The following is an 18,705-nucleotide window of genomic DNA, read 5'->3' as shown; positions in this document are numbered from 1 at the left end:
GTCCACTCCTACTGGTCCTGCCCGGCGACCAACACGCTTTGAATCCCGGGCGCCACAAGGGCGATCAGCGTTTCGCCGTCCGTGTCCGCCAGAACGGGCACGCCCACGATGCGTCGTCCGACGACGATACCGACCAGCATCGAGGACGCCAGTCCGGCACGCAGGGCGGCGTCTTCGTGGTCACCCGGTCGCGAGCGGACGCCGTCGATCAGCCGGGCCTGGATGAACTCGCGCAGCTGCGCAGTCCCACGTTCGTTGGCTATCGCGCCCCGCAGCATCGCCATCAGCGGTTCGGAATCGCGCGGTTCACCCTCCCAGACACCGAGGAAGGCGCGGACCACCCGCTCCCCCAGCCGTTCATCGGGCCCCTCGAACGCCGATCCCAAGCGCTGCAGCGCTTCCGGCAAGATCGACATGACGGCGGCGAACAGCTCCTCCTTCGTGCGGAAGAACTGCATGACCAGCGACGCGTCCACCCCGGCGTCGGCGGCGACCCGCCTGATCGTGGTCGCGGCGAAACCGTCGGCGGCGAACCTGGTGCGGGCCGCGTCAAGGATGGCCCGCCGAGTGGTGCTCGCACCGGGCCGACGCCCCCTGCGCAGTCCGGTCGGCGCGCTCATCCGACCGTCTGGACCGGCAGTTGCAGATACGAGGCATGGGATCCTCCGGTGTGGACGAGGTGCCGCCCACTGTTGCGCGGCGTGTATTCGCGCAGCCCGGGCATCCAGGGACCAAAAAGGTTCTGGGCGCTCACGACCAGCCGAAGCTGCTCGCCGGGGTGAAACACCAGACCGATCGGCAGCAGGTCGATGTCGATCTCGACGGCGGTGCCGGGGCTCAGCTTCTCGACTCGGTCAAAGCTGTGGGCGGGGACTTCGTCGGTCGACAGCTCCTCGTCCAGGTGCCGCATCGACACGCGCAGGCGCCCCTCAGAACCCTTGTAACGCAGGATCGATGCCCCCCGCTCGGTGACGTCGTGGATGCGCGCGCCGCGATTGGGCACGGTGAACTGCTGCAGCGGCGTCCCGTGCTCGTCGAGCTTCTGGACGAACACAAACAGGTCCATGTCGTCGGCGCCGTCGGCCTCGACCCACAGCCGCGCCTTCGGGTAGCCGACCATCGTGGTCTGCTCGTCGAAGCCGACCAGGAAGGAGGCGAAGTTCGGCTCCGCTTGGTTGGCCGCCTCCGCGTCGTACGCCACCGTCGCCTCCTGAACGGGCGGTCGCGTGCGCAGCGTGCGCGACGCTGCGTCCAGGTAGTACTTCGCGTAGGCGACGCCCGCCGGCGGGAACCGATCCGCGGGCAGGTTGACTCGGTCGCCGCCGCGCAGGTCGAGAATGGCGTAGCGAACACGGGGGGTCAGCTCCCATCCGTTGTCGTCGCCCTTCAAGAAGTGATCGAAGAATCGGCGCAGATCCTCCCGGTTGGCCTCGTCGTAGTAATCCGGCCACTCCTGGCTGTTGTGGATGCGCAGCCACTTGTCCTTCGACCCGATCCGACGCCAGGCGCGGAAGGTGCCGGCCGTGTGCAGGGTGTTGGAGTAGCTGGCTACGACATACGCCGGCACCGTGATTCGGTCCACGCGCGGGATCTTGTTGCGCCACAGGTCGTTGACGAGCGGGTAGCGCTCGGCCTCGGCGAGGATGTCTTCCTTCCGGTTCATGCCCCAGTAACTGTTGTCCCGGAGCTGCCTGGCGAAGCCGGTGTCGGGTATGCCGCCGCGCATCACCAGGTCGCGGTAGACGTCGCTCACCCCCTCCCAGGGGTTGATCGCCGTCAGGTGCTGCGGTTGTTCGGCGGCGGCGAACCATTGCGCGACCGCAAGGTAGGAGGTGCCGCTCATCGCGACCTTGCCGGTGCACCACTCCTGGACGGCCAGCCACTCGATCAGGTCGTGGCAGTCCTGGCCCTCCTGGCGATCCCACAGGACGCTGTCGCCCTCGGAGTCGGAGACGCCCCGAGCATCCGGATTGCAGATCGCGTAACCCTGCGCGCACCAATAGGCCGGGTCGGGGCCCTCGAACTTGTGCAAGCCCGACACGATCTTGTTGTCCAGGCCGACCAGGCCGAATACGCCCATCGCGGCCGGGGCGCTCCCCTCACCCTTGCCGTACGGGCTCCAGGCCACGATGACCGGGACCTTTTCGGTGCCGTTTTCGGAGCCCACCGGCCGCAGGATGTCGACGTAGATCGTCACGCCGTCGCGCATGGTGACCGCCACGTCCTTGTCCAGCACGATGTCGACCGGCAGCTCCCTGAATTGGGGCGCGAGCCGAAATCCCGTCCGCAGGATCCGGGTGCCGGGATCGAAGCCGCTCAGCACGCCGTACCTCGCACCCGGTTCCAGCGGATGCGACGGCATGAACACCTTGTCTTCCCGCGCCGGCGGGTGCTGCTGAGCCACTCATGGACACTACGGCCCGTAGACCACAAAAATCAACGTCTGTTTATATTCTGAACGCCGACGACTACTTAAGGGCTGCTTAAGGGAGACCGATGGGGCTGCCGATAACATCGCTCCCATGACAAGCGTTACCGACCACACCGCGGAACCCGCTGCCGAGCACACCATCGACATCCACACCACCGCAGGCAAGCTGGCCGAACTGCACAAGCGCCGGGAAGAGTCGCTGCACCCCGTCGGTGAAGAGGCCGTCGAGAAAGTGCACGCCAAGGGCAAGCTGACTGCCCGCGAGCGCATCCTCGCGCTGCTCGACGAGGACTCGTTCGTCGAGCTCGACGCGCTGGCCAAGCACCGCAGCACCAACTTCGGCCTGGAAGCCAACCGGCCGCTCGGTGACGGTGTGATCACCGGTTACGGCACCATCGACGGTCGCGACGTGTGCATCTTCAGCCAGGACGCCACGGTGTTCGGCGGCAGCCTCGGCGAGGTGTACGGCGAGAAGATCGTCAAGGTCCAGGAGCTGGCCATCAAGACCGGCCGCCCGCTGATCGGCATCAACGACGGCGCCGGCGCGCGCATCCAGGAGGGCGTCGTCTCGCTCGGTCTGTACAGCCGCATCTTCCGCAACAACATCCTCGCGTCGGGCGTGATCCCGCAGATCTCGCTGATCATGGGCGCCGCGGCGGGTGGGCACGTCTACTCCCCCGCCCTGACCGACTTCGTGGTGATGGTCGACCAGACCAGCCAGATGTTCATCACCGGGCCCGACGTGATCAAGACCGTCACCGGCGAGGACGTCACCATGGAGGAGCTCGGCGGGGCGCACACCCACATGGCGAAGTCGGGCACGCTGCACTACGTCGCCTCCGGTGAGCAGGACGCCTTCGACTGGGTCCGCGACCTGCTGAGCTACCTGCCCCCCAACAACTTCACGGACGCGCCGCGGTTCGCGGTGCCCGCGCCGGAGGGTCCGATCGAGGAGAACCTCACCGACGAGGATCTCGAGCTGGACACGCTGATCCCGGACTCGCCCAACCAGCCCTACGACATGCACGAGGTGATCACCCGCATCCTCGACGATGACGAGTTCCTGGAGGTCCAGGCGGGTTACGCGCAGAACATCGTCGTCGGATTCGGCCGCGTCGACGGCCGGCCGGTCGGGATCGTGGCCAACCAGCCCACCCAGTTCGCGGGCTGCCTGGATATCAACGCCTCGGAAAAGGCAGCCCGGTTCGTGCGGACCTGCGACTGCTTCAACATCCCGATCATCATGCTGGTGGACGTGCCGGGCTTCCTGCCGGGCACCGGCCAGGAATACAACGGCATCATCCGGCGCGGCGCCAAGCTGCTGTTCGCCTACGGCGAGGCCACCGTCCCCAAGATCACCGTCATCACCCGCAAGGCCTACGGCGGTGCCTACTGCGTCATGGGCTCCAAGGACATGGGCTGCGACGTCAACCTGGCCTGGCCGACCGCGCAGATCGCGGTGATGGGCGCCTCCGGCGCCGTCGGCTTCGTCTACCGCCAGCAGCTCAAGCAGGCGGCCGCCGAAGGCAAGGATGTCGACGAGCTGCGCCTGCAGTTGCAGCAGGAGTACGAGGACACGCTGGTCAACCCGTATGTCGCCGCCGAGCGCGGGTACGTCGACTCGGTCATCCCGCCGTCGCACACCCGCGGTTACATCGCCACGGCGCTGCGCCTGCTGGAACGCAAGATCTCCCACCTGCCGCCGAAGAAGCACGGGAACATACCCCTATGAGCGACGAGACCGCCGAGGCCGTGGACACCGCGGCGCCGCACCAGCCGCACATCCGGATCCTGCGGGGCCGCCCGACCGACGCGGAGATCGCGGCGCTGATCACCGTGCTGGGCAGCGTCGGCGGTGCGCCGGCACCCGAGCAGCCGGAGAAGACCCGCTGGGGCCTCCCGGTCGACAAGCTGCGCTACGCGATCAGCAACTACCAGCGAATCACCCTGCAGGAACGCGTACACATGCAGCGATGACCCGGGTCGTCCTCGGGTCGGCGTCAACCGGGCGCCTCAAGGTCCTGCGCCAGGCGGGCATCGACCCATTGGTCACCGTCTCCGGCGTCGACGAAGATCGGCTGATCGCCGAACTGGGGCCGAAAGCCTCGCCGGATCAGGTGGTGTGTGCGCTGGCTCAGGCCAAGGCCGAGGATGTCACAGCCGGCCTGGAACGCGCCGTGGCAGCCGATTGTGTTGTCATCGGCTGTGATTCGATGCTGTACCTCGACGGCCGGCTATGCGGCAAACCGCCATCCGTCGCTGCCGCGCGCCGACTCTGGGGTTCGATGGCCGGGCGGTCCGGCCAGCTGCATACCGGACACTGCCTGGTGCGGTTGATCGACGGCACCGTCACTCATCGAGAAGTCGAATCAGGCTGCACCACAGTGCATTTCACTACGCCGAACGAGGCAGATCTGGATGCTTACATCGACACCGGCGAGCCGCTGCGGGTCGCCGGCGGATTCACCCTGGACGGCCTGGGCGGCTGGTTCGTCGACCGCATCGAGGGCGACCCGTCCAACGTGATCGGGCTGAGCCTGCCCGTGCTGCGCACGCTGTGCAGCCGTGCGGGCGTGTCGGTTGTCGCGCTGTGGGCAGACAATCCGCTCGGCTAAGGCATGCGCAGGAGGTTCGCGGCCCCCTGAGGACTGGGAATCGTCAAGCTATATTGATGGCCATGTGGATGGCACCGCCGCGGTCCGTATGTCCGCAGACGGTACCGCCTGAAGTGACAGATGGCTGTGCGCCGTGGCCGCGCGACCGTTACCGCATGCGTGCGTGCGCTAGATCGACTGCCAGGCGAAATCTCCGCTGCAGTGGTTGAGACGGGGCGCCGCGCTGAGCTCGGCATGGCGTTCGACGAACTCGACGCCAAGATCGACGCGGGCATGGACGCCTATGCGATTCCGGGCGTCGCGGTTGCGATCTGGGCCGGCGGGCAAGAATATGTGCGGGGCTACGGGGTCACCAATGTCGACCACCCGACGCCCGTCGACGGCGACACTGTCTTCCGAATCGGTTCCACCACAAAGACCTTCACAGGCACAGTGTTGATGCGGCTGGTTGAGCAGGGCAAAGTGGACCTGGATTCACCTGTGCGCCGCTACATCCCCGACTTCGCGGTCGCCGATGAGTCGGCCAGCGCCACGGTCACGGTGCGCCAACTGCTCAACCACACCGCAGGCTGGGATGGTCGCAATGGGCAGGACTTCGGGCGCGGCGACGACGCGGTGGCGCGCTACGTCAACTCGATGAAGCGTTTACCGCAACTGACTCCTCCGGGTACCGCTTTTTCGTACAACAATGCAGCTCTTGCGGTGGCGGGCCACATCATCGAGCTTGTCACCGGAACAACCTACGAGTCCGCGGCGCAGACGCTGCTGCTTGATCCGCTGCAGTTGGCTCACACCCGCTATTTTTCCGATCAGATAATCGGCCTGAATGTTGCGGCGTCGCACCAGGTGGTCGACGGCAAACCCCTGGTCGATACCGAATTTTGGCCATTCCCTCGCAGCTGCAATCCCACCGGTGGGTTGATGTCCACGGCGCGAGATCAGCTGCGCTACGCACAGTTTCACCTCGGCGATGGCACGGCGCCTGGCGGCGAGCAGATTCTGAGCCGGGAGTCGCTCGAGGCAATGCGCTCGAACCCGGGGGCGGGCGGAACACTTTGGGTCGAGCTGACGGGGATGGGCGTCACCTGGATGCTGCGGCCCTCCGCGCAGAACGTGACCATCGTCGAGCACGGCGGCACCTGGAAGGGACAACGTTCTGGTTTCTTCATGGTGCCCGATCGCGGCTTCGCCATGACCGTGCTCACCAACTCTGATGGCGGATTCGATCTGATCAACGACCTTTTCTCCTGCGACTGGGCATTGCGCAGATTCGCCGGGGTCACCAACATGCCCGCCACGCCGCGACACATGGACGCCGTCGACCTGGCGCCCTATGAGGGCCGGTACATCGCCGAGCAAGTCTCCCAAGATGGCAGCGTCGAGCAAACCGTCATCGACTTTCGGGCTAGCGACGGCCAGCTCACCGGAAGCATGAGCGTCCGCGAAGCCAACCAGGACGGCGAAAATAGCGTCAGACTGGGCCTCGCCTTCTACCGACCTGACTATGGGCTCGACCTCGGACCCGACAACAAACCCACCGGCAGTCGATCCAACTTCGTCCGCGGACCGGACGGCAAGATCGCCTGGCTCTGCAGCCAGCACGGTCGCCTGTTCCGACGCCAATAGCACCGAATGCCGGTTCGGTTTAGGCAAGTGGCCAGCAACGGTAGCGGCTAAGGTGGGCACATGCCCCGCACCGACGACGACAGCTGGGATCTGGCGTCAGGCGTCGGCGTCACCGCGACCATTGTCGCGGCCGGGCGCGCGATGGCCACCAGAGATCCACGCGGTTTGGTCAACGATCCGTTCGCCGAACCTCTGGTCCGCGCAGTGGGGTTGGATTTCTTCACCAAGATGATGGACGGCGAACTCGACCTGGCCGCGATCGCGGACGTCTCACCGACCGTGGCACAGGCGATGGTCGACGGAAACGCGGTGCGCACGAGGTACTTTGACGAATACTTCGGCAACGCCACCGAGGGGGGGATTCGGCAAGTGGCGATCCTCGCGTCCGGGCTGGACGCGCGGGCCTACCGTCTGCCGTGGCCGACCGGGACGGTCGTTTACGAGATCGACCAACCACAAGTCTTGGAGTTCAAGACGACGACCTTGGCCAACCTGGGCGCCGAACCCTCCGCCACTCGGCGCGCCGTGCCCATCGACTTGCGCGCGGATTGGCTAACGCCATTGCAAGCCGCGGGCTTCGACCCGGCAGCACCGACGGCATGGCTGGCCGAGGGGTTACTGATTTATCTCAAGCCGGAGGCCCAGGACCGGCTGTTCGACAACATCACCGCACTCAGCGCCCCCGGAAGTAGGGTAGCCACCGAATTCGTTTGCAGTATCGTCGATTTCGACGCCGAGCGGGCGCGGACCATATCCGACCCGTTCCGCGACAACGGCGTCGACGTCGACTTGGCTTCGTTGATCTACGCCGGCCAACGCAACCACGTCCTCGACTACCTCGCCGCCTTGGGCTGGCAGCTCGAAGGCGTTCCGCTAACCGAGCTGTTTCGGCGCAGTGGCATCGATGTGCTCGCACCAGACGACGACGACACCATCTTCATCAGCGGCGCCCTGACCGACCAGCCGCGGTGAACTGCATGGCTGTCAGCGGCGCATCAACGACAACCAGCGCCGCAATCCCTGCCGCGCGGCCGAGCGCCTGCTATCGCCGCACTGCCTGCGCGCCGCACACCCTTGTCCCCCGATCGGGGGACACCAGCGTTCATCACCTATGCAGGCCGATCGGCGGAGTCCCGCCAGGGCAAATCTTCCTAGTCTCGAAACATGCAACTCGGCGACCGAATCGCGGCTGGAAGGGCGGATTTGTGATGCGTACAGACGGCGATAGCTGGGATCTCGCGAGCCATGTCGGCGCGACAGCCACGCTGGTGGCCGCAGGCCGCGCCAGGGCCACCAGTTCGCCCGACGCGTTGATCGAGGACCCGTTCGCCGAACCACTGGTCCGCGCGGTGGGGATCGAATTCCTTGTCAGATGGGCCACCGGAGAGCTCCGCGCGTCCGACGTCGACGATCCCGAAGCGGCTTGGGGTCTCGAGCGCATGACCACCGATTTGGTGGCCCGCACTCGCTACTTCGACGACTTCCTTGCCGACGCAACAGCCACCGGAATTCGGCAGGCCGTGATCCTGGCGTCAGGACTCGACGCGCGCGGCTACCGACTGCCGTGGCCGCCGGGGATGGCAGTGTTCGAGATCGATCAGCCGGACGTGCTGGCGTTCAAGGCCGAAACGCTGGCACGGCTGGGTGCCGAGCCCACGGCGCAGCTGCGGATGGTGCCAGCCGACCTGCGGGACGACTGGCCGGTCGCGCTGCTGCGCAGCGGATTCGACCCGACGTTACCGACCGCCTGGATCGCCGAAGGATTATTCGGTTATCTGCCCCCGGAAGCTCAGGATCGCTTGCTGGACAACGTTACCGGTCTCAGCGCGCCGGCAAGCCGGATGGCCATCGAGGCGTTCGTGGGGTCGCCGGAACTGGACTCCGGGCGGGTCCAAGAGATCATCCGCAGTGCGACTCGCAGCTGGCGTGACCATGGATTCGACCTGGACATCTGCTCGCTGAATTATCCCGGGGCCCGCAGCGAGGTCTCGGGCTACCTCGACAACCACGGGTGGCAGTCGGTCGGGACCACGGCCGCGCAGCTGCTGGCCGATCACGACCTTCTCGGGATGCACGGCGATTACGTAGCGCCCTCCGACAAGCCCAGCTACTACAGTTCGGTTCTCGCGGCTTAATGGACAGGGGCCTGCGGATTCTGGCGGTTACGCGTGCCCACAACGCCGGGGAGACCTTGGCCAACACCTTGGACTCGCTGGCCACCTTCTGCGACGACATCTACGCGATCGACGACCGCAGCACCGACGACACCGCTGCGATTCTGGCGAACCACCCGGCGGTCACGAATGTTGTTCGCGCGCGGGCAGATCTACCGTCCACACCATGGTTGATCCCCGAGTCCACTGGGCTGGAGCTGCTGTACCGGATGGCCGATTTCTGTCGCCCGGACTGGATCGTGATGGTCGACGCCGACTGGACTTTCCAGATCGACGTCGACATCCGTGATGTGCTGGCCCGCACACCGCAGGACGTAGCGGCGTTGATGTGTCCGATGGAGTCCCGCTGGGACGATCCCGAATACCCGGACATGGTGCCCGTGATGGGCACCGCCGAGGCGCTGCGCGGGCCGTTCTGGCGTTGGCGCCCGGGGCTGTATGCGGGAGCCAAGTTGATGCACAATGCGCACTGGCCGGCCAACATCACCGATCACGGTCGGATAGGGCAGCTGGACGGAACCCGCTTGACGCACAACGGATGGTCGACGCTGGAGGAACGGATCTCCCGAGTCCGGCACTACATGCGGCTCGATCCGGATTCTCGGCACAACTTCGGCGTCGCCTACGATCGGTCCCTGTTGTTCGGCTACGCGCTCGACGAGGTCAGCCTCCTCAAAGCGGACTACCAGCGGCGGGTGCGCGGCGACTTCGACCGCATCGAGCCGCGGGCGCGGCTGCCGATCGAGGCGGAGCCACGCGCGATCGGCCGCGGATACGGACCCCGCCCGGACGGCTTCCATCCCGGCGTCGACTTCGCCGCCGACCCCGGCAGCCCGATCTACGCCGTCATATCCGGAACTGTTTGCTGCGCAGGCGATGTCGATCACCTCTACTCGGTGACCATCGCAGAGGGCGATACCGAGATCCGCTACGTGTTTCGGCCCGGTGACGACACACAAATCGCGCTCGGTGATCGAATTGATGCGGGAACCAGGATCGGCAGCATCGGCGCCGAAGACCAATCAAGCGACGGTTTCCTGCATTTTGAGACCAGGGTTGGGCGCGCACACGTCAATCCGCTGCGCTATCTGGGCAACATGGGGCTGCGGCCTTGGCCGCCGCCGGGGCGGCTGCGCGCAGTGGCGGGCCACTACCCGCCCGCCACACCATGCACAATCACCGCCGACGAGTGATCTCGGGCAACCTCGGCGCGGCACGTTGGGCTGTTCGCTGGCACGCCTCGACCCGTTCCAGCAGACTGCGGCCGGCCCGGATCGTCGAGCGGACCTCCTGCAGCAGTTTGGCGGGATGCTGCCGGTCCATGTCATGCAGTCCTTCGTACCGGTCGATGCCGAAACCCACCGCCTCGACGCCAATTCCGAAGGGCAGCGCCAGAGTTCGGAGCGCGTCGAAGTTCTGAGAGCGGACGAACGGCTGACCGGTCACCAGCAGACAACTCGATTGCCGCATATCCAGCGTCCGCGCGGTAAAGGTGAAGGTGTCCGCGGAGGTGGCGCGGCGGTTGTTCGGATCCGGCGACGGCGCCTCGAGCAGTGTGATCGGCAGTCCGAGGTCATTGCTGTCTTCGCCGAAGCACCAGACCATCTGGCCCCGATGCGGTTCGCCGACCCGCTGCCGCCCATGCCGTATCACTTCGCGGGTATCCAGTCCGAACGCGTCGGCCGCGGCGGCCGCGAGCAGGTCGAATTCGGTACGCGCGCCTGGCGCACACGCCGAGACCGCACCCTCTTCCGACGACAACAACCGCCGAGAAGCCGCAGCCAGTACCACATGACCGACGCGGTTCTCGGCAGCCAGGTCCCGCGCCCACCGGGCCCTGAGCAGGTTCGAGTAACGTCCGGTGCCGATCACCAGCAGATAGTCGAATGTTGTTGCAGTGGGCAATGATTCGTCTGTGAGGCCCAACTGTTGTGCCAGCGCTGTGATCGTCTCCAGGTCCCCGTCGGGCAAGTCCAGACGGGGAATCATCCACCGCGCCCCGCCGTCGGCGTCTTGGCACCGCACCCGCTGCCCGCTCGGACGTGCCCTGGCCCGCCCCCGGTAATCCCATACCCCACTGAACTCGTCCAGGAAGGTCAACCGGGCAGCCAGATTGCCGTGCCGCGGGAGCGCTCCGCCGAACATCGCGACCAACTGCGCCAGCGCGTCGTGCGAGCTCCACGCGTCGACCTCGCCACGCAGCGACGTCAAAAACTCGCTATCGAACTCGCCGCCACGCACCGACACCTCAGCCGGACCGGTCACTCCAAATTCCCTGCTCTCGGAAAACGCCACAACGCCCGCCGCTTGCACGAATGCGGCCGTCCACCAGCCTAACTGGAGTGAACCGGGCCTAGACGCAGTTTTTTCGGAGACCCCGGTCGCGAAGAGTTCACCGAAAGACGCCGCTGAACCCGTCTTATAGCGGTCGATACCTTCCCGGTTTTCTGCCGCACCCCGAAGATGTTGAGTGGCGGGGGGCGCGAGCACGCTGACGTCGGTCGAAATCGTTGCGCCGGTTGGGAGCTAGGCCAGGTGGCTCGTCAGGACCTGAGGCGACCACCCGCGGCGATCCGTCGGGATGGCACCGAGGCTTCGCGGCGGCAGTATGGCCGGCGGGCCGCGCGGCGATTGAGGCAACGGCCCTGACGGTAGGCTTTGGCGTGTGTCGCTTCCTCCCGATTCAAGCCCGACCTTGTCGGGCTACGCCCACCCCGAACGATTAGTCACGGCTGACTGGTTGTCCGGCCACATGGGCTCGCCCGGTCTGGCGATCGTCGAATCCGACGAGGACGTGTTGCTCTACGACGTCGGCCACATCCCCGGCGCGGTCAAGATCGACTGGCACACCGACCTCAACGACCCCCGGGTCCGCGACTACATCTCCGGTGAGCAGTTCGCGGAGCTGATGAACCGCAAGGGGATCGCCCGCGACGACACCGTCGTGATCTACGGCGACAAGAGCAACTGGTGGGCGGCCTATGCGCTGTGGGTCTTCACGTTGTTCGGCCACCCGGACGTGCGACTGCTCAACGGCGGGCGTGACCTTTGGCTGTCCGAGCGACGCGACACCAGCTTGGAGGTGCCGACCAAGACCTCTACCGGCTACCCCGTCGTCGCACGCAACGACGCGCCGATCCGTGCCTTCAAGGACGACGTGCTGGACATCCTGGGCACCCAGCCGCTGATCGACGTGCGCTCACCCGACGAGTACACCGGCAAGCGCACGCACATGCCCGACTACCCCGAAGAAGGCGCGCTGCGCGCCGGCCACATTCCCACCGCCCGGTCGATTCCGTGGGGCAAGGCGGTCGACGAGAGCGGCCGGTTCCGCAGCCGAGAGGAACTCGAAGAGCTCTACGGCTTCCTGCAACCCGACGACAAGACCGTCGTCTACTGCCGGATCGGTGAGCGCTCCAGCCACACCTGGTTCGTGCTCACCCATTTGCTGGGCAAGGCCGGAGTCCGTAACTACGACGGCTCGTGGACCGAGTGGGGCAACACCGTGCGGGTGCCGATCGTCGCGGGCGACAGCCCGGGAGCAGTACCGGCCTGATGGCTCGCCCATGAGTCTGCCCGCTGCCTTGGCCGAGGTGGTGTCCGACTTCGCCGAAGTCCAGGGCCAGGACAAGCTGAAGCTTTTGCTGGAGTTCGCTGACGAGCTGCCGGACCTGCCCGACGATCTGGCCGAAGCGGCGATGGAACCGGTTCCCGAGTGCCAGTCGCCGCTGTTTTTGCATGTCGACGCGCACGACCCGAACCGGGTGCGGTTGTATTTCAGCGCTCCCGCCGAGGCGCCGACGACGCGCGGATTTGCCTCGATCCTGGCCGCGGGCCTCGATCGGCAACCCGCCGCCGACATCCTGGCGGTGCCCGAGGACTTCTACAGCGAGCTGGGCCTGGCGGCTCTGATCAGCCCCCTGCGGCTGCGCGGCATGTCGGCGATGCTGACCCGGATCAAACGACGATTGCGCGAGACGGGTTGAGAGGGACCGGGTATCAGCGCTATCGGCGCGCCGCCTAAACTTCCCCCGACAAGACTTGTAAGAAATTCTCTTAAAGACGAACGTCCAGTCCCACAGGAGGCGCAGTGGCTAGTCACGCCAGCTCAAGGATCTCCAAGGTTCTCGTTGCCAACCGCGGCGAGATCGCTGTCCGGGTGATCCGGGCGGCCCGCGATGCGGGCCTGTCCAGCGTGGCCGTCTACGCCGAACCCGACGCCGAGGCGCCGCACGTGCGGCTGGCCGACGAGGCGTTCGCGCTGGGCGGTCAGACGTCCGCGGAGTCCTACCTGGACTTCGGCAAGATCCTCGACGCGGCGGCCAAGTCCGGCGCCAACGCCATCCATCCCGGCTACGGCTTCCTGTCGGAGAACGCCGACTTCGCCCAGGCGGTGCTGGACGCCAACCTGATCTGGATCGGGCCCAGCCCGCAGTCGATCCGCGACCTCGGCGACAAGGTCACCGCCCGCCACATCGCCGCCCGCGCCCAGGCCCCACTGGTGCCCGGCACCCCCGACCCGGTCAAGGACGCCGACGAAGTGGTGGCCTTCGCCAAGGAGTACGGCGTGCCGATCGCGATCAAGGCGGCCTTCGGCGGCGGCGGCCGCGGCATGAAGGTGGCCCGCAGCATCGAGGAGATCCCCGAGCTGTTCGAGTCGGCCACCCGTGAGGCCGTCGCGGCGTTCGGTCGCGGCGAGTGCTTCGTCGAGCGCTACCTGGACAAGCCGCGCCACGTGGAGGCCCAGGTGATCGCCGACCAGCACGGCAACGTCGTCGTCGCCGGCACCCGCGACTGCTCGCTGCAGCGCCGTTTCCAGAAGCTGGTGGAAGAGGCCCCGGCGCCGTTCCTCACCGACGCGCAGCGCAAGGAGATTCACGAATCCGCCAAGCGCATCTGCAAAGAGGCGCACTACTACGGCGCGGGCACCGTCGAATACCTGGTCGGCCAGGACGGCCTGATCTCGTTCCTGGAGGTCAACACCCGGCTGCAGGTCGAGCACCCGGTCACCGAGGAAACCGCGGGCATCGACCTGGTGCGCCAGCAGTTCAAGATCGCCAACGGCGAAAAGCTGGACGTCACCGAAGACCCGACGCCACGCGGGCACGCGATCGAGTTCCGGATCAACGGCGAGGACGCCGGCCGCGGCTTCCTGCCCGCTCCCGGTCCGGTCACCCGCTACGACATCCCCACCGGGCCCGGTGTCCGACTGGACTCCGGTGTCGAGGCCGGGTCGGTGATCGGCGGTCAGTTCGACTCGATGCTGTCCAAGCTGATCGTGTACGGCGCCACCCGCGAGGAGGCCCTGGCCCGTTCCCGCCGGGCGCTGGACGAATTCCACATCGAAGGCCTGGCGACGGTCATCCCGTTCCACCGCGCCGTCGTGTCCGACCCCGCGTTCATCGGCGACGACAACGGCTTCACGGTGCACACCCGCTGGATCGAAACGGAGTGGGACAACACCGTCGAGCCATACACGGCCGGCGAGCCCCTCGACGAGGAGGAGGCACGGCCGCGGCAGAAGGTGGTCGTCGAGGTCGACGGCCGTCGCCTCGAGGTGTCGCTGCCCGGGGATCTGGCGCTGTCCAATGGCGCCGCCGATCCGGCCGGTGTCGTCCGCAAGAAGCCGAAGCCCCGCAAGCGCGGCGCGCACGGCGGTGCGGCGGCCTCCGGTGACGCGGTCACCGCGCCCATGCAGGGCACCGTGGTCAAGGTCGCGGTCGAGGAAGGACAGCAGGTCGCCGTCGGCGACCTGGTCGTGGTCCTCGAGGCGATGAAGATGGAGAACCCGGTCACCGCGCACAAGGAGGGCACCATCACCGGCCTCGCGGTCGAGCCGGGCGCTGCCATCACTCAGGGCACGGTGCTCGCCGAGATCAAGTAGCTGCCGACCAGGGTTCCTGGGAATACGCTAAGAACGGCTGTCGTGGTCGCTGCACCGGGGGTAGGGTTGACAGCAGGTTGAGTTCACAGCCGCCCGGACATCGTCAGCGCCGTGCGGGGGGTGAATTCCCTACTTTCAGCAGCAACGTTGGCGTAGTCCTCACACCAATCCTCGGTTGAGGGAGTGAAGTAATGTCTGTGGCCCAATCCTGGCAGCAATGCCGAACGGCTCAATTCAGCGCCATACGGAGCGCGTCGGGCACCGTCATCACCGTCGACGGCGAGCTCGACGCCGCGAATTCGGATCAGCTGGCCGTCTACGTTCAGCGCAATGCGCGACGGGCCAAGCGAGTGATCCTCGACCTGCGTGAGCTGGATTTCATTGGCACTGCTGGCTTTTCAGCGCTGCACCGCATCAACGTAGTGTGCTCGGGTACCGACGTGACCTGGGCGATGGTGCCGAGCCAGGCGGTCCTGCGGCTGTTGCGCGTCTGCGACCCCGACGGCACCCTGCCGGTGACGACGCCGATAGAGGAGCCGCTGCTGGAACCGGGCGCTTGGACCACGGGCCCCCACCCGCGGCCGCTACTCCAACTGGTCGCGCAGGCGCGTTAGGGATTTAGCCAGCAGCCGCGATACGTGCATCTGCGAGATGCCGACTCGCTCCGCGATCTGCGTCTGGGTCATCGACTCGAAGAACCTCAGCACCAATACCGTTCGCTCCCGCTCGGGCAGGCTCTCCAGCAACGGGCGGAGCGACTCGCGGTCCTCGATGCGATCGATGCTGGCGTCGACGTCGCCCAACGTGTCGGCAATGGCGCGGGCATCGTCATCGTCGCTGCCACCGCCACCGCTGTCGATCGACAGCGTGTTGTAGGAGCTGCCCGCGACCAGACCCTCGACGACCTCGGCGCGGTCCATATCCAGTTCGGCCGCGAGTTCGGTAGCGGTAGGTGCCCGGCCGAGACGCTGCGACAGGTCGGCGGTGGCGCTGCCGAGCCGCAGATGCAGCTCTTTGAGACGCCGCGGAACCTTGACCGACCAGCTGTTGTCGCGGAAGTGACGGCGAACCTCACCCATGATCGTGGGCACCGCGAACGAAACGAAGTCCGAACCGGTCTCGACGTCGAAGCGCACTACGGCGTTGACCAATCCGACCCGCGCGACCTGAACCAGGTCGTCGCGTGGTTCGCCCCGGCCCTCGAACCGCCGGGCGATGTGATCGGCGAGCGGCAGGCACCGCTCCACGATCTTGTCCCGCTGGCGCTGGAACTCCGCCGAGTCGTCGGAGACGGTCGCCAGCTCACGGAACATGTCCGGAACATCGGCGTATTCGTTTGGGCGTGACGAGCCCGAACCGCGGTCAGCTTGCGCTGTCACCGGCCAGCGGCCGCCCGTCGCGCCGTCAGCGAGATACCGAAAACGCTGCCGGTTTCATTGGGCTCGCGACCATCATGGAAAGTCTGAACGTCGTCCGCCAGCGACGTCAGGACATGCCAGCTGAAGCTGCCGGGCGACACCACGTCGTGAGTGTCGCAGGCGGCGGATGCCTCGACCACCAATTCGTCGTCGCGCGGGTCGACCACCACGATGAGCGTCGCGTCCGGGGTGGCCGACCGGATCAACCGGGTGCACACCTCGTCGACCGCGAGCCGCAGATCCGCCACCGCGTCGAAATCCAGGTCCTCGTAGGTGCCGATAGCACCGACCAGCGTCCGCAGCATGGCCAAGTTCTCCAGGCGCGCCGCAACGTGCAATTCAACGGCCCTGAGGCCGCGTTGGCGCTTGTCAGCGCGCGATCCAAGATCGGTCACCTGGTCTCCCGGCAAAGTTTGACTCACACTACCCCTCGCTTTGGAGCACGCCATCGGACGCAACAACACTGATCATCATCGCAGTAGGCATCTACGTCGGTGCTTTCATGATTCTTTCGCCATGATGGGGTAGGCGCCACGCGGGAATCGTCGCCGGCGCTCATCATGGTTTACACCTGATACCCGCTCGACGAGGCACATAACCTACGAATTTCGGCGAGGTGCCCGGCCGTCAGCTCGCCGGCCGCAACGCTCGCGCATACCGCGATCACGCCGAAAAGCACCACCAGGTATCCCGGGCAGAGCAATACATCGATCAGCGATTCGCGGGCCAGTGGCCGCGTCGTCCGCAGATGGTCGACGGGGTCGCAATTACGAGAGTCCGAGCGCCGGGCCCGCAATTGCCGGAACACCCATGGAGAGCGAGACGATCATCAGCGTCAGCAAAAACCAGCCCGCGCCGTGCCAGCCCCACCAGGTGCCTTCGGTGCGCCAGACCCGGTACGTGCGAACGAACGCCCACAGACCGGCGGCCAACAGGATCAGCGGTCCCCCGACCGCCAGCAGGATTCGCTGCGGCGCGCCGCACGCCACCGTGTCCAGGCCCGTTTTCGGGCAGGTGCTGACCCACAAGGCGGCCATCACGATGAATCCCACGGCCGCGGTCGTCGCCAAGACGGCGAAACGGATGGCGGCGCGGACCTCGCCGTCTTCCTGTCCCAGGCGATCACCACGTGATCGCTCATCTGCTTTCGGCATAGGAGAACCTCCCGCGTACTGCCTGCGTTGAGTTATTCGCCCGCGACGAAGAATTAGTTACACGCCGTCAGGTACCCGCATTGACAGCCGCCAACACTCTCCGAACGGCGGTGACGGCCAGGTCGATTTCCGACCGCGAAACGGTGAGCGCGGGACGGAATCGAATGCCGTCTTTGCCGGCGGGCAGCACGATCACGCCCTCGTGCCACAGCCGGCCGATCAACTCGTCGCGGTCGGCGGTGGTGGACAGGCTGAACGCGCACATGAGTCCGCGGCCGCGGGGGTCGAATACCAGCGCCGGGAACTCGTCGGCGAGTTCGTCGAGCCGGTCGCGCAGGTAGCGGCCGTGCTCGGCGGCACGGTCGAACAACTCGTCGGCTTCGATGACCTCGAGGATGCGACGCGCCCGCACCATGTCGGTCAGATTGCCGCCCCACGTCGAGTTGATCCGTGACGTGACCGCGAAGACGTTGTCGGCGATCTCGTCGACCCGTCGGCCGGCCATCACGCCGCACACCTGCGTCTTCTTCCCGAACGCGACCACGTCGGGCTGCACACCCAATTGCTGGTAGGCCCAGGCGGTTCCGGTCGACCCGCAGCCGGTCTGCACCTCGTCGAAGATCAGCAGGGCGTCGTACTCGTCGCACAGTTCGCGCATCGCCTTGAAGAACTCCGGCCGGAAGTGCCGGTCGCCGCCTTCGCCCTGGATCGGTTCGGCGATGAAGCAGGCGATGTCGTGCGGGTGGGCCTCGAACGCGGCGCGGGCCTGGCGCAGCGACTCCGCTTCCAGCGCGTCCATCGCCGGTCCGTCCAGGCCCGGCCGCAGGTAAGGCGCGTCGATGCGCGGCCAGTCGAACTTCGGGAAGCGGGCCACGGTGACCGCCTTGGTGTTGGTCAGCGACAGGGTGTAGCCGCTGCGGCCGTGGAACGCACCGCGCAGGTGCAGCACGCGGGTGCCGAGCTCGGGATCGATGCCGCGTCGCTCGTTGTAGCGGCTCTTCCAGTCGAAGGCCACCTTGAGCGCGTTCTCCACCGCGAGTGCCCCGCCGTCGACGAAGAACAAATGCGGCAGCGCCGGGTCGCCCAGCACCCGCGCGAAGGTGTCGACGAAGGTTGCCATCGCCACCGTGTAGACGTCGGCATTGCTGGGCTTGTTCAGCGCGGCCTGGGTGAGCTCGGCGCGGAATTCCTCGTCGTCGGCCAGTGCCGGATGGTTCATCCCCAGCGCCGACGACGCGAAGAAGGTGAACATGTCGAGGTAGCGCCGGCCGTCGCGAGCGTCGACCAGATACGAGCCGGCCGATTGCGCCGGGTCGAGCACGAAATCGAAACCGTCGACCAGCAGGCTGCGCGACAACACCTCATGGACCCAGTGAGCTTCGTTCAGGACGGCAGTCATGCCG

The 18,705-nt window shown here is 66.5% G+C and carries 18 protein-coding genes and 1 pseudogene; 11 read left to right on the top strand and 8 right to left on the bottom strand.

Going from position 1 to position 18,705, the window contains the following annotated elements; translation table 11 throughout:
- Positions 1-8: 8 nt before the first annotated feature.
- Positions 9-620: a TetR/AcrR family transcriptional regulator gene (locus OK015_RS07720; RefSeq protein ID WP_268130457.1), complete on the bottom strand. Its 612-nt coding sequence runs from the start codon at positions 618-620 to the stop codon at positions 9-11.
- Positions 617-2,404 carry a CocE/NonD family hydrolase gene (locus tag OK015_RS07715; RefSeq protein WP_268130456.1) on the bottom strand — a complete coding sequence of 596 codons (1,788 nt, stop codon included), beginning with the start codon at positions 2,402-2,404 and terminating at the stop codon, positions 617-619. The genes OK015_RS07720 and OK015_RS07715 overlap by 4 nt, the downstream gene beginning before the upstream one ends.
- 118 nt (positions 2,405-2,522) lie before the next feature.
- Here OK015_RS07715 and OK015_RS07710 point away from each other — a divergent pair, with 118 nt between their 5' ends.
- The 7 genes from OK015_RS07710 to OK015_RS07680 all read left to right on the top strand — a co-directional run bounded on the left by OK015_RS07710 (position 2,523) and on the right by OK015_RS07680 (position 10,039).
- Positions 2,523-4,163, top strand: coding sequence for an acyl-CoA carboxylase subunit beta (locus tag OK015_RS07710; RefSeq protein ID WP_268130455.1), 1,641 nt, complete (start codon positions 2,523-2,525; stop codon positions 4,161-4,163).
- Positions 4,160-4,408: an acyl-CoA carboxylase subunit epsilon gene (locus OK015_RS07705; RefSeq protein ID WP_268130453.1), complete on the top strand. Its 249-nt coding sequence runs from the start codon at positions 4,160-4,162 to the stop codon at positions 4,406-4,408. Before OK015_RS07710 ends, OK015_RS07705 begins: the two co-directional genes overlap by 4 nt.
- On the top strand, positions 4,405-5,046 hold the full coding sequence (locus OK015_RS07700) for a Maf family protein (RefSeq protein WP_268130452.1): 642 nt from the start codon (positions 4,405-4,407) through the stop codon (positions 5,044-5,046). The genes OK015_RS07705 and OK015_RS07700 overlap by 4 nt, the downstream gene beginning before the upstream one ends.
- 120 nt (positions 5,047-5,166) lie before the next feature.
- On the top strand, positions 5,167-6,672 hold the full coding sequence (locus tag OK015_RS07695) for a serine hydrolase domain-containing protein (RefSeq protein WP_268130450.1): 1,506 nt from the start codon (positions 5,167-5,169) through the stop codon (positions 6,670-6,672).
- Between the two features lie 60 nt (positions 6,673-6,732).
- On the top strand, positions 6,733-7,644 hold the full coding sequence (locus OK015_RS07690) for a class I SAM-dependent methyltransferase (protein WP_268130448.1): 912 nt from the start codon (positions 6,733-6,735) through the stop codon (positions 7,642-7,644).
- A 233-nt stretch (positions 7,645-7,877) separates the two neighbouring features.
- The gene (locus OK015_RS07685; protein WP_268130447.1) at positions 7,878-8,807 is read left to right on the top strand and encodes a class I SAM-dependent methyltransferase; all 930 of its coding nucleotides are present in this window, start codon (positions 7,878-7,880) and stop codon (positions 8,805-8,807) included.
- An 11-nt stretch (positions 8,808-8,818) separates the two neighbouring features.
- Positions 8,819-10,039 (top strand): peptidoglycan DD-metalloendopeptidase family protein, encoded by a 1,221-nt coding sequence (locus OK015_RS07680; RefSeq protein WP_268132520.1) that lies wholly within the window; start codon positions 8,819-8,821, stop codon positions 10,037-10,039.
- Here the strand turns inward: OK015_RS07680 and OK015_RS07675 are convergent.
- Positions 10,023-11,093: a hypothetical protein gene (locus OK015_RS07675; RefSeq protein ID WP_268132519.1), complete on the bottom strand. Its 1,071-nt coding sequence runs from the start codon at positions 11,091-11,093 to the stop codon at positions 10,023-10,025. The genes OK015_RS07680 and OK015_RS07675 overlap by 17 nt on opposite strands.
- A 418-nt stretch (positions 11,094-11,511) precedes the next feature.
- Here OK015_RS07675 and OK015_RS07670 point away from each other — a divergent pair, with 418 nt between their 5' ends.
- From OK015_RS07670 to OK015_RS07655, 4 genes are all read left to right on the top strand, one after another.
- A complete protein-coding gene (locus OK015_RS07670; RefSeq protein ID WP_268130445.1) occupies positions 11,512-12,402 on the top strand; it encodes a sulfurtransferase in 891 nt (296 codons plus the stop codon).
- Between the two features lie 10 nt (positions 12,403-12,412).
- Positions 12,413-12,832 (top strand): SufE family protein, encoded by a 420-nt coding sequence (locus tag OK015_RS07665; protein WP_268130444.1) that lies wholly within the window; start codon positions 12,413-12,415, stop codon positions 12,830-12,832.
- Between the two features lie 104 nt (positions 12,833-12,936).
- Complete coding sequence (locus OK015_RS07660; RefSeq protein ID WP_268130442.1) at positions 12,937-14,730, top strand: acetyl/propionyl/methylcrotonyl-CoA carboxylase subunit alpha; 1,794 nt, start codon at positions 12,937-12,939, stop codon at positions 14,728-14,730.
- 191 nt (positions 14,731-14,921) lie between these two features.
- Positions 14,922-15,344, top strand: a complete 423-nt coding sequence (locus tag OK015_RS07655; RefSeq protein WP_268130440.1) for an STAS domain-containing protein — start codon at positions 14,922-14,924, stop codon at positions 15,342-15,344.
- Here the strand turns inward: OK015_RS07655 and OK015_RS07650 are convergent.
- The 5 genes and pseudogenes from OK015_RS07650 to lat form a co-directional block, all read right to left on the bottom strand.
- Entirely contained in the window at positions 15,315-16,109 is a 795-nt protein-coding gene (locus OK015_RS07650) for an RNA polymerase sigma factor SigF (protein ID WP_268130438.1), read from the bottom strand. The two genes, OK015_RS07655 and OK015_RS07650, sit on opposite strands and share 30 nt — an antisense overlap.
- Positions 16,106-16,597, bottom strand: a complete 492-nt coding sequence (locus tag OK015_RS07645; RefSeq protein ID WP_442791275.1) for an ATP-binding protein — start codon at positions 16,595-16,597, stop codon at positions 16,106-16,108. Before OK015_RS07645 ends, OK015_RS07650 begins: the two co-directional genes overlap by 4 nt.
- Before the next feature lie 158 nt (positions 16,598-16,755).
- Positions 16,756-16,944: pseudogene (locus OK015_RS29230) on the bottom strand (hypothetical protein); the annotation flags it as partial.
- On the bottom strand, positions 16,916-17,302 hold the full coding sequence (locus OK015_RS07640; protein ID WP_268130434.1) for a hypothetical protein: 387 nt from the start codon (positions 17,300-17,302) through the stop codon (positions 16,916-16,918). The gene OK015_RS07640 and the pseudogene OK015_RS29230, both read right to left, overlap by 29 nt.
- Positions 17,303-17,369: 67 nt before the next feature.
- Positions 17,370-18,701: an L-lysine 6-transaminase gene (gene lat / locus OK015_RS07635; protein ID WP_268130432.1), complete on the bottom strand. Its 1,332-nt coding sequence runs from the start codon at positions 18,699-18,701 to the stop codon at positions 17,370-17,372.
- Between the last annotated feature and the right edge of the window lie 4 nt (positions 18,702-18,705).

The sequence above is a fragment of the Mycobacterium sp. Aquia_216 genome (assembly GCF_026723865.1).
Taxonomy (GTDB): Bacteria; Actinomycetota; Actinomycetes; order Mycobacteriales; family Mycobacteriaceae; genus Mycobacterium.
The sequence above is the reverse complement of the archived record's forward strand: the minus strand, read 5'-3'. Positions and strand labels throughout refer to the sequence as shown.